At 46.5% G+C, this 12,319-nt stretch carries 6 protein-coding genes; 2 read left to right on the forward strand and 4 right to left on the reverse strand.

Features of this window, described 5'->3' with window-relative positions:
- Positions 1-11: 11 nt before the first annotated feature.
- The 4 genes from M8T91_RS09200 to M8T91_RS09215 all read right to left on the reverse strand — a co-directional run bounded on the left by M8T91_RS09200 (position 12) and on the right by M8T91_RS09215 (position 6,886).
- Positions 12-1,856 (reverse strand): CRTAC1 family protein, encoded by a 1,845-nt coding sequence (locus M8T91_RS09200; RefSeq protein WP_301418977.1) that lies wholly within the window; start codon positions 1,854-1,856, stop codon positions 12-14.
- Positions 1,857-1,961: 105 nt separating this feature from the next.
- Positions 1,962-3,002, reverse strand: a complete 1,041-nt coding sequence (locus tag M8T91_RS09205) for a DUF1702 family protein (protein WP_301418979.1) — start codon at positions 3,000-3,002, stop codon at positions 1,962-1,964.
- 3,495 nt (positions 3,003-6,497) lie between these two features.
- The gene (locus M8T91_RS09210) at positions 6,498-6,761 is read right to left on the reverse strand and encodes a hypothetical protein (protein ID WP_301413746.1); all 264 of its coding nucleotides are present in this window, start codon (positions 6,759-6,761) and stop codon (positions 6,498-6,500) included.
- A complete protein-coding gene (locus M8T91_RS09215; protein WP_301413747.1) occupies positions 6,758-6,886 on the reverse strand; it encodes a transposase domain-containing protein in 129 nt (42 codons plus the stop codon). Before M8T91_RS09215 ends, M8T91_RS09210 begins: the two co-directional genes overlap by 4 nt.
- 343 nt (positions 6,887-7,229) lie before the next feature.
- Between M8T91_RS09215 and M8T91_RS09220 the strand changes: the two genes are divergently transcribed.
- A complete protein-coding gene (locus M8T91_RS09220; RefSeq protein ID WP_301413748.1) occupies positions 7,230-9,017 on the forward strand; it encodes a collagenase in 1,788 nt (595 codons plus the stop codon).
- A 174-nt stretch (positions 9,018-9,191) separates the two neighbouring features.
- The gene (locus tag M8T91_RS09225) at positions 9,192-12,026 is read left to right on the forward strand and encodes a TonB-dependent receptor plug domain-containing protein (protein ID WP_301413749.1); all 2,835 of its coding nucleotides are present in this window, start codon (positions 9,192-9,194) and stop codon (positions 12,024-12,026) included.
- Positions 12,027-12,319: the final 293 nt, after the last annotated feature.

Raw genomic sequence — 12,319 nt, forward strand, 5'->3', positions numbered from 1 at the left:
CCTTAACTGGGTTAAAAATTAGTGTTTGTGGCATACTGATCCTGGTTGCCCAGTAAAATGGTATGCTGTCCTATTGATAATTTACCTTCCCAGCTGTCTAACTGTCCCAGGCGATTACGCCAGCGAATCTTTACATTCACCTGCGCATTTTCAGAAACGGACCCCAGACCAAAATGCACTGACTTGCTACGCGCACCCGCATGGCCGTTGCCCCCATCGACAAATCCGATGAACTTTTCACCTCTGGGCCCGGTAACCGTAACTTCTGCACCGATGGCCGGTGTACCTTCTCTGGCTAGCGGTCGACGCGGATTGGAGGAAAATCCGGTGTTGTTGTCCAGGGGCAGGAGGAGGGAAAGGCTCAGATAGCCGTTGCTATTTTTTGTTTCATTAAGTAGCAAATAGTGATCTTCCCACTGGTTGCCGACGGCATAGTCCAGGTCTCCGTCTCCATCGACATCGGCAATAGCAAAACCGCGACTCAGCCAGGGACCAGCCACACCCAGTTCCTCACTGATATCTTCAAAGTGTCCCTCACTGGACATAACATAAAAGGGGTTCCCTTCATTGCCACTGATGTCTCCCCCGATCATATTGGGCCAGGTTTTGGGATCGCTGAGCAGCGGATCCAGATTCATGGACCACTGGTGTAATTCCGGCCATTTATTGACCTCTCCGCGAAAAAAACCAGTTGCCTGAAGCGCCTCAAGGATTCCATCATTGTCAAAATCGGCAAATTTTGTATCCCAGCCCCAGCCACTATAAGCTACTCCCAGGGAGCTGGATTTTTCCAGGAACGGAGCAATTCCTTTTTCTATTGCTGCTTCATCGCCGGTATTCATCCATAAAAAATGTCCCTCTTCCAGTTTCCACTCACCGGCAATGTTGCTGACAAATATGTCGTAGTATCCATCGCGATTTACATCGCCAAAATCCACGCCCATTCCCTTGAAGGAGTCGTACCCCATGACTTTTGACTTTGGTATGGAAAATCCCTTTCTACCCTTCAAGCGTTTGAAACTTAAATTCCCCGGTGTGGATTTATTGAGGTACATGCCATCGGGCCCAAAATCATTCGCGATATACAAATCACTGGCGCCATCCCGGTTGATATCGGCCGCGCCTATAGCCAGGGTCCAACGCTCATCATCACCTTCCGGCATGCCAGTATCTGCCTCTTTGAATTGCACGTATGGCTCGGAGCCGCTGCCGGAGTTTTGCCAGAGAAAGATCCGGTTACTGCCTGCATTATCAGCATTCGAGAGAGAGTTGTGGAATTTTGGATAGTGCGTGCTATTTGCGTCATAAACTCTGTTTCCATCGGGAAAATAATTTCCCAAAATCACATCGATATGACCATCGTTGTCAAAGTCCGCCAAGGTAGCCGTCGATGTATACCAGTCCCTTATATCGCCCTTTACCAGCTCCTGTTTGATAAATCTCTGCTCCAGGGGCAGATTCACATCACTTTTTTGCATTAATATTATCGGGGAGCGCCCGAAGAAGATTGCAAGTATATCTGCCAAGCCATCCTCATTAAAATCACCCACTCGACATCCACTGGGAAATGAAGCCTCGTTAAAATCCTGGCTGACAACCAGCAAGGTGGTAGGGGAAAAACGCCGATCTGTCTCTATTGCTGGCGCGACATAAAGGCTTCGGCTGCGGGGATCAGTAATACAAAAATCGTTTTCCAATCCATCCAGGTCCAAGTCCAGCACTGCGATGCTGGCTCCGACTGTGGATATCCAGGGTTCTATGTGTTTTAATGCCGGGTTCACAGGCAGCCGTTCACCGGGCGGAATCCTGCTGTCGACAGGGACCGTAGATTGGCGAAATTCAAATCGCTTGGCCATTGCTTTCTTTTCTTCAGTGCTAACAGATGGCAGCTGAACCAGGCCATACAAGCCTATCCAGGAAAAAAATATAAAAATGGCAACTACGCGGCTCATCATCACTCCCTACTCCACAATGGCTATTTTTTTAACTTGTTTGTCCTGAGAAGCGCAATCGTCTCTTTCCCCTGATAGCGCTGTGGCCATACGTTCCAGCCATATATTCCAACTCGATTTTTCCTCAATCTCTGCAATATTTTGCAGCCCTTCCATTGCCTTCATGGCGATTGTATGCAGTTGATTTGCACTGAGGTTACTCAGGCAGTTTGCAGCCAAGTCGTTATGCTCTACCGCGTTACCAGCCCGAATTCGCGTATGGCAGGCGAGCGCCGATCCAACCTGCAGTGCAGTCTGGTAGTGCTCCTTCTCCGCAATCGCGGCCAATGAGGTAATTCCCGCCTGATCTATACCTCCCGCATAAGCACAGGCCAGGCCAATACCACACCAGAGGTCAGCACGAGCGGACTCGGGATAGTGCAGAAGACATTGCTCTATAGAATGCGGATCAGCACCGGAAATAAACCAAAGAGCTCGGCCTGCACCGGCATAGTACTGAGCCAGGCAATGGTTACCCGATGCTGGATTAGCAGAGATTTTGGAGACAAATGATTTGGGTAGATATTGTTCAAAAACGCTCGCTTGAGACTTGAAGTAGGTATGGTAAAAACCAATCCCGTTAATAACCAAACTGCCATATAGAGGGCTCAATCTGTCCATAAAACGCTTGTAAGGAAAACCTACTGCACCCACTGCTAATCCAGCTCCGACACAAGCCATATAACTGTGCGGCGCTCCTTCATTCTGTATAAAATCAAAAAACTCATTGCGTCGGAAAAAGCTAATGGCATCACGTAAAAACAGTCCCATTGCCAAACCTTCGCTATAAAATCCGTTCAGTTCTGGTTTCGTTGCTCGTAATGACTGTACCAGACGCGATGAATAGCCTTCCTCTAGGGCGGTGTTATAGGCACGTAAAACTGTTTTTGCGATCAGTTCCAGTCTATCTCTTGAACGACTGTTCAAGTTAAAGCCCCGTCTTTTGAAGTCTGCTTCACTCAACGGCTGTCCAAAGATGACTTTAATGAAGATCCCTGCACTAATAAACATAGTTCATATCCATATTATTTTTCATTGTTTTCTTATTTGTACTGTTTGGGCTCAATATTCTTTTTGGGATTCCAGCGAGCGCTTGTCTTCTTTGCTCAAATGAGAAAATGCTCTTTCAAAAGCGCGATATTGACCCAATATGTGAATCCAGCTATCCCATCGCATAGTATTTTCACCAGATATCTCACTCAGAATGCCATGGACCAAATATCTCCGAACCTCCAACTACCAAAGGTCGATCCCGAGCATGAAGATAGCTTATGACGAAATATAAGCCGCTTTCATTCTGAGTCGTGATGCTCGGAATGCTATAGAGGATCTATATTGATCTTCTCTTCCTTATGGAGATCTGAGAGTGAAATAATTTGCAGCTGTAAGACTTCCTATCATTATTTTTTATTATTCTTTGATACAGTTGTACCAACAATCATTTTTCTATTAGCACCAATCCTAATTATAAATGCGCCTTGTAGTCAACACTTGATTTCAGTCTGCATTCCACGAAGTTTAAACTTTCGCACAATATATCTTCCAAATAGTTTATCGAAAAATACCGACTATGCTCTTTCGAGAGATTTATCTTTGTTTTTCAAACTGCCATCCAGGTAAACCAAACATGATCATGTCTGTGCTAGCCGCCGTATGTTATTAATACGCTATAAATAGATGAATTCCAATGGGAATAATTCACTTAAGCTTTTGCAAGCTTAATTGTTTATTAACTTGGTCTCCGGTACTATTAAGCAACTACAATAGTTGAGGTGCAATCATTAAAGGAGCCATATCAACTGACTGGAATTGTAACGTCCTGAAATAATTGAGAAAACCGCTTGATTGCTAAGGTATGTTTGAGCTAATTAAAATATCGACAATTGGCACAAAATAAGTAAGGAACGTTAAAACTACAATCGGTTTTTCAAAGCGTAAAAAATTCTTCTGAAGATTTTCAGGCAATAAACAGTCTCTCCACTTTACCTCACTTTTTGTAACTCTCTAAGTCATATTGCCAGATATACAATTGGTTAATTTTCGGCGACACGACCGATTGCATTCCCAGATCAAATACTAACTGCTGAGGCTATATCTCGTAGGCTCTGCCATGATCACTTTGGCATCATGCCAACTACAGCTCTAAAGGCTTTCAGCAGTTTTCGGCCCTCCGGCATGCCCCCCACCCTGCTCTTGATTTGCCGATAAAAGAGAATCGTTTTTTACACGAAAGTGCCACCTGAATGAACCATATTAGCCGTGGAATCAAGAGAGACATGATCAGTCTGAACATTGATCACAGTAATTTCTTTAGAGCAAGAAATATCTTATCTAGTACACCTTGCTTGGCCCAACGATTCGTCCGTATGTAGACACTACACCAAGGGCGAATTTCTTCGGTGAGCCTCGCAATTATTGCAACCATGCTCGGTTATCTAAATAATTGTGTCCTGCACCTGTAAGTTGACTCTTTTCACGTTGTCATGCTGAAGAAGCAGAAATTTTCTATAATTTTTATTGTTGTCCTGTGATTTTCATGCTGAGTTATACAGGTTTTAGTACGAACAGAACCTGGATAAAGCTGGTCATAGTAAACCTTAGCCAATCTCGTCGTTTTACTACTTTAGGGACGCACTCTGCTATCTGCCTGTATACTAACGGAACCTGTGGTGACCAAACTAAATGACACTCCGCTGGCTTCATACTAGATGAGCATGAGTCCATCCCGGATCCTATGATTATAGAACTTGCTGCCAATTTAACAGTGCTAGTCAGTAAATGACCTCCCCCTGGGCGAGTTTGTGTATCTGGGAACCGCCATGTTAAAGCACTCCAGTCTAGGATTGATCAATAATTCTAGGGTAAAGTTACTGCTTGGTAACGTTACCGTTGGGTCAAAAATTTTCCATATGCCACTTTTTATTATTATCTATTCATCTGGGGTCTGTCTACAAAAGTTTATTTAAAGTTTACATTTATAGAAATTATAAAGGAACAAGTTAAAATTATTGAACGCTCTCTGTCTGTGTAGCATGTTAACCTTGAAATGCCGAACGTATGGGTCATTAATGCCATTTTGGACATATTCACCCGTTGACTATATAGGCCTGTATAAGGGGATTCTTAGAATTTTTCTCTCGTGGATTGCTATTCCCTCTTCAAGTTTGGTCATTCGTGCCTGTAGAGACATATGAAGTTTACTGTGGTACAAAACTCGATATAATTCTTGCTTTTTACTTTTTAGATCAAAGAATAGACAAAAATAAGTGCTAGTAATACTCGCAAAATCTGAAATTTAAGAGCTTCATCTTCACCAGTGCTCTCTGAATCCCATTGACAATATGCTTCGCCATCAATGAGCGATAATGGCAGAAATCAATCACCGCAGAGATCGTAAACACCGGATAGTCACAATTGAATTGTGAAATTATTTCAAGTTTCAACTGTTTCCATTAAATCTCAGTTTCAAAATCTTGTAAACGAACCTGTCTTTCATATCAAGGTTTTATTTTAATGACCTGAAATACTATCGAGTTTGTTTCAAATTTAATCAGAAGTTATCAATATAGGAACGCATCCAATTGTTACTTCAGGTGGATACTTGAAATGATCTTAGGTAGCAGATAGCCTTCGCTAGGTATTTTCTGGAGAAAGTAAACAGCTGGGCAGCACCACGAACCCTCTTTGATCTGGCAATCGAATACCTGGTCCAGAATACAATTGTTATCCCTGTCTACAGTACTCTTCAGAAGAGCATAGACCAAGTACTGATTCTGTACCAGAAAGCATTGCATAAGCTGGTGGTACACGCTTGTACTCAGGGGTTGAGTAATGTACTCAGTGAACTGCTGTCTGGGAAACACTTATTTGCTCTACACACCTTCGTCAGAACGTTCGTAACTTCATTGGTACCGAACGGTATAAAAAAATGAAAGTGTATCGCACCTTCAGCCGTTGATGACTGACGTCATTCAGGTAAAGAAGCACCTTGGAATGTCACAGATGAATCATCAGAATCATACCGAGTGTGTAGATTACTACAGGGCCACGCTCGACTGATTTTCTTAAGGCTTTGACGAAGAATCTTGTCATATTTTCAGTCTCCCTAGACAGTCCACTGTGCCTGGGTGATGAGCAATGAATCTTCCTTTTCCATACGAACTATCTAATTATCTGGGGAATGCCGATCGACTCCACAGCAAGCATTGCGTCATCTTTCTTCCGACAAATTTGTGACAAAAATCACATCCCACGGCTCTACCTCATCACAGTACCCATCCAATTCTTTTTTATATTCCCTCCAGTTAATATAGTGTTCTCGACTATCACGATAATTTTCACTCAGCTCAAAGATATAAAAAGGTCAATTGTACCGGTTCTCTTGATAGTTCTTACAAAATTCAGAGTGGGAAATAATCTGTGTGGATTTTATCCCCTTGAACATTCTTTGAGGATTTGGTAGTAACGATTTCCTTTCAATGTTCACGTATCCAACGAATATTGAAACTATTTTTCTTTGAAGCCCAGAACAGATATCCACCCGCTGCGTTTGTTTTTTGCTTCGACAGTCTTCATGACTGGTTCAGTGACCCTGGATGTCACAGGCCCCATGAATGAATCTCCAAAGTTGTAGACTTTGGTGATCAAGCCATAATCCGCGCTCTCAAGAAATGCTGCCTCACAGTAACCGCGTATTCTACGGAATCGTAGCTCCAGCCATAGATGTCTGGTCACTTTGGCTTGCTGGCTAATTTTTCTTTCCATATTCATGGTGACAGATCCGCAACTGCTCTGGATGGATGCTGCTCAACGCGCAACAGTATATCCGTGAGATAAGTATACAAATCGATATCCTGCAGCTTGCAGGTAGTGATCAGGCTTTGGATGGTGCTCACAAGTACCGCCCCCAGTTCTGTCCAGACAACTTCCGGTTCTTGCTGCCCAGCAGGGAAATCGTTCAACTCAACGATTGCGCAAATACGTGCATTGCTGGGTGCGGCTAATAAGGCTGGCCACCCGCCTGTTCTTTCAGATTTTTCTTAATTCACCCACCTCGCCGACTGGTCTTATATTGGCCACTAAATGCTCGACCGGGCACGGCACACAGGCGACTGAATATCCCAGTTATCGATGGAGAAACCCGGGCGCTCTCACTCAGTGAAAAATAATCGGATTCTGGCTACAGCCTGTTGTTTAATTTTGTTATTGTATACATAATAAATATATGGAGAGGCGCTCATGCTGAAACACTACCTGTTTAACACACTGACAATCCCGATGGCCATTGCAATACTGAGCTGTACAGCCAGCTGTGGTAAAAAACCAGAGAGTGATTTGCTCATGCAATTGAAGAATCCCGATACAGAACTTTGGGAGACCGGTCTTCTTCACCAACCAAAGCAATTTGCAAAGGCACTAGACCAATTGGATCGCTTTACCGCGATCGCCGAGGCCAAATTTCAGGATCTCGATGCTCTGTTTTACTATCTGCGCGCCTACAGTTACTTTGGTCCGCTGGGAGCTATAGATGATCTGCACTGGTTTGCACTCGATAAGGTACTGACTCAACTGCGGCAGCACCCTCTATTCATTCAGCGAAATGACCAGGCGGCCCGGTTGCAGGAGCACTTTGTGGTTACCCTATACCGCTACTACAATCGAAGTCCTCTGTCTGTCCGGCTTACCCCGCACTTGGATTCTGTTTACGGCATCCTCAATCGGTATGCGCCAATTGCAAACGGCTTGAGTGAACAAGAGCGCTACAGTCTTTTGGAGGCCTACAGAGCGATTGGGTTCCTCGCCTATGAAGCGAGGAACACACCATTGATAAAGCTGGCATTACTCGCCAACATACCCTCCACGGATGTATTGCTCAATAACGCGCAGTCAACGCCCGAAGGCACCGGCGCGGGATTCTGGCGCCTGCAACATGCGCTATGGGCCCTTGGCAACCTGAGGGCACTTGGTGGTCACGACGATGATATCGTCAATCTCGACGAAACTGTCTGGCAACTCCTGTCAAAGGACCTTCCATTTCTCAAGCCAGAGGACCAGCGTAAACTCTATACGCGCCCCTATCTGGTCACTTCCTATCGCGGTAAAAGCGCCTGCGATAACGAATTTTCCGGAAGATGTCACTTCCCCGAAGTGCAAAGCGTGCTTCCAATTACTCACAGCTGTTCACCCACACTGCTTATTCGTGCAAACAGCATCAGTGAACCCGCCCTAGCAGCAGCCTGTGACACCCTGCTTACCCATGAAAGCGATTTCCACCACAAACTGCAAAGCCGACATAAGCCAGTTGACAAAGACCATAATGATCGCCTGGAGGTGGTCGTTTTTGACAATTACAGCCAATACAACGAATACGCGTCTCTACTGTTTGATATCAATACCAATAATGGTGGCATGTTCCTGGAGGGCGACCCGGGCAAAGCCGGAAACCAGGCGCGACTCTTCGCCTTTGAAGCCTTCTGGACAAATCCCGATTTCAGCATCTGGAACCTGGAGCATGAATATGTGCACTATCTCGATGGGCGATTCAATAAAAGGGGTGGCTTTGGACACTTTCCCAGCCATATGGTCTGGTGGTCCGAGGGGCTTGCCAATTACATCGCACATGGAGATCACTACGATAGTGCAGAACGCGACCTGAGGAGGACTCGCCCCTCTGAATACCCTACCCTAGAGCAGATCTTCTCTACGACCTATGCTGATGGGACAGCCCGGGTCTATTCCTGGAGTTATCTGGCAATCCGCTTCCTTTACCAAGAGAATCCCGATAATCTCGTCAAATTGGCGACACATTTGCGCGAGGATAATTTTGAGGATTACCGCAACCAGCTCGATCAGTTTTCACAGCGTTGGCAAAGCGATTTTTTTGACTGGCTAACAGCCACTGCGCCTACCGGCAGCAATGATTCCACGGAAGAGAAGCTTCCCCGCAAGCGGTACCGTTATCTGTATAGGAACTACCTCCAACCCGCGAATCTGCCCCAAACACCGCGGCATTACCACCATATCTGAGGCACTCACAGTGTCTACTTCGGAGGCTCCCGAGATAATTCTATCCCGAGGCCTCCATGCATCTCCCTATTGCAAAATGACTATTGCACACAAAGTAAATAAAGGTTAGTCTTATTTTACTCTGTGTACAATATAATAATATCTGAAAGCATAAGAACAAACGGGGAGACCACGATGCAAACACATAGGAAGTTTTTAGCCATCGCTATTGCCGCCGCTGCAGGTCACAGCGGGTTACTTCACGGCCAATCCCAGGACAACACCGGCGATACAAGCCTTGAGGAAGTGGTTGTGACCGGTTCGCGTATCCAGCGCAGTACCTTCGATACGCCCTCACCCACTACCGTGATCGACAAAGAGTCCATCAAAATGAGTGGGGAGCTGAACCTTAATGAAGTGCTGTCCACCATGCCCCAGTTCGGCGAGGGATTTGATGCAACCTCCGGTAGCTATTCTTTTGGTAATTCCGGGTTGAATGCCCTGGATATGCGCGATCTGGGCGTCATACGCACCCTGTCACTGGTCAATGGGCACCGCCCTGTACAAATCACCACCGATGGCAATACCATGGTGACAGAAATCGGTATGATCCCCAGCGAACTTGTGGAGCGTGTTGAAGTACTCACCGGCGGTGCCTCTGCGGTATATGGCGCAGATGCGGTGGCGGGTGTGGTCAATTTCATCCTGAAGGATAATTACCAGGGCAAGTCCCTTCGTACTCAACTGGGCGCCTCACAAGAGGGTGGCGGCGAAACCGGAGGGGTCACGTTTACGCTCGGTGAAAATTTTGCCAACAATCGGGGTAACCTGGCGTTCTCGCTGGATTACTTCGAGCAGAAACCGCTGCTTTTTCGCGAGCGTGATAGCGCAGCCGGTCGCACTCGCTATATTCCCAATCCAGACAATACCGGTCCTGAGGACGGCATTCCGGATTTTATTATCCATAACAACATCACCTACCCGGACTTTAATATTTCCGGCAATGTGTTCGGCATGTGGAATGAGGAATATCAGGGTATTGACTGGTATGAGATCGAAGACAGCACGGTTCGACTCAGAACACCGGCTTCGGCGATCTCCCAGGGTTGGATGGCAACCGATGGCAGCGGGTTTGATCCAAACGCCTATAACTTTGCCCGCAGTCCATTTGAGCGGCTGAACGGCTACAGCCGTGTTACCTTTGAAATTTCAGACCACACACAACTGTCTGCTGATCTGATGTATTCCAATACCAAGTCTTATGACGAAATTGACCCGGATTTTATTTGGGGTACCTGGGTTTCACTGGATGACCTTGACGTCAATGGAATAGTGGTTCCCGACGCCGTGCAACAGGTTCTTGCAGACTACGAAGACAGCTCGCTGCAGATACCCTATACCTTCACGAGTGCGGGCCCCCGCTGGCACAAGAATGAACGTGAATATCTCGCGGTCAGTGCAACCCTGGAAGGTGAATTTGACAACGGTTGGCGCTGGGATACCTATTTAAACAGTGGTTACACAGATGCAGTGCTCACTCGGGGCAATAACCTGCGCTATGACCGTATCGATACCGGTACGTTTACCCTGATTGGCCCCTGTGTTGAACAGGGTAACTGCCCGGATTTTTCTCCCTTTACCCAGGCGTCCGATGCGGTCAACGATTACGTGATGACCAGCCACGACACCACCACAAATGTTACTCAACATTCCTTTGCCGCTAATCTTACCGGTGATTTATTTGAGTTGCCCGGGGGGATAGTGAAGTTCGGTGCAGGTCTAGAATCCCGCTATGAAAGCCTCGACTACCAGCCCTCCGAACTCTGGCAATCCGGCCTGCTCAGTTCACAGCAAACATCCATTGATGATAAGAGTCGTTCTGTCCGCGAAGTGTATGCTGAGCTCCTGGTGCCATTATTCGCTGAGCTGCCCCTGATGGAATCATTGGAATTTGAAACTGCCGTGCGCGCTGCCGAATACTCTACAGAAGCGGCCAATTTCACCAGTTGGAAAACCGGCATGAACTGGGCATTGAATAGCAGTGTGCGGTTCAGAAGTGTCTACTCTCTCGCAGTACGAGCACCGCAGTTGGGTGAAATGTTCCTCGGTACGAGTATCGGTTATTCTGATCTGACAGACCCCTGTGATTCCGATGAAATCGATGGCGGACCCGCTGACGGTAGGCGTGCAGAAAACTGTGCTGCACTTGGTATCGCCGAAGGCTGGGACTCCAACCTGAAAGGTCAGCGCGGCCGGGTAGTCTCACAGGGCAATGAGACACTTCGTGAAGAAGAAGCCACCACGTTTACCGCAGGCTTTGTATTCACACCCACGTTCGCGGAGGGCTTGAATATTTCTGTGGACTATTACGATATCGATCTCACAGATATGATTGTGCGATTCGGAGCCAATAACACCCTGGCTTTATGTGTGGATTCGGAAAGTATTAATAACGACTTCTGCGACCAGGTGAGTCGGCTCGCCAATGGCGATGTGGAAGCTGTGCGAGATACGTTTATCAACGCAGACGGGTCCCGCCGCATCGGTATTGATATCGAAGTCGATTATCAGTTCAGCCTGTATGATATGATCGGTGTGCCCGGTGACCTGCGTTTTAACCTCGTGGCGAACCGACAGCTGGAGAGTTCTTATACCGCTACCAATAACCTCACCGGTGAAGCGGAAACCACCGACTACCTGGGAGAGTTCGGAGTCCCTGAGTGGAAGGCTGATTTCACCAGTACCTACTATCTCGATACGATCACTCTACGTGTGACAGCCAAATACACACAAGGTGGCCCCATTGATCTGGACGGACGGCACGAACGGTATGAGAACAGTGTTGTTGAGGACTCCCTGTACTTCAATTTTTGGTCTGGGTATCAGGCTAGCAATGCGGTCCAGCTTTATCTCGGGGTGAACAATCTCAGCAATGAAACCTGGACCGACCACCCCTATACCTCCTATGGATCAGCCAATTACTCATTGCTTGGCCGCTACCTTTACGCAGGAGCCAGTCTGACATTCTGATCGGGATAAGCCAATTGAGCTATTGAATCGTTTCGTGAACTGCAACCTGTCTTTACAGGGTTATGTCCCAAAGGCGGTTGTTGGAGCTATTGAAACCCTTTATTCACTGCGCTGCTTTGCGGCGCATTTTTTAACCGCCAGTCTTTTTTTGATTTTGTCGACCAATTAACGCTTTTCCCTGTGTTGCGTTACTAGTGAGTGCTCGACAACTTTGACCGAAAATCACATCAGATGAAACCCATTTATTAAACTGATGGGTTTTAACCTCTCACAGTTGATCTTCCTCATTCAAT

Source organism: Microbulbifer sp. MI-G (genome assembly GCF_030440425.1).
Classification (GTDB): domain Bacteria; phylum Pseudomonadota; class Gammaproteobacteria; order Pseudomonadales; family Cellvibrionaceae; genus Microbulbifer; species Microbulbifer spongiae.

What these genes read in the sequence shown, in the direction of transcription:
- M8T91_RS09205 (WP_301418979.1), bottom strand. Translation starts at nt 3,002, where the DNA reads ATGTTTATTAGTGCAGGGATCTTCATTAAAGTCATCTTTGGACAGCCG.
- M8T91_RS09220 (WP_301413748.1), top strand. Translation starts at nt 7,230, where the DNA reads ATGCTGAAACACTACCTGTTTAACACACTGACAATCCCGATGGCCATT.
- M8T91_RS09210 (WP_301413746.1), bottom strand. Translation starts at nt 6,761, where the DNA reads ATGAATATGGAAAGAAAAATTAGCCAGCAAGCCAAAGTGACCAGACAT.
- M8T91_RS09225 (WP_301413749.1), top strand. Translation starts at nt 9,192, where the DNA reads ATGCAAACACATAGGAAGTTTTTAGCCATCGCTATTGCCGCCGCTGCA.
- M8T91_RS09200 (WP_301418977.1), bottom strand. Translation starts at nt 1,856, where the DNA reads ATGGCCAAGCGATTTGAATTTCGCCAATCTACGGTCCCTGTCGACAGC.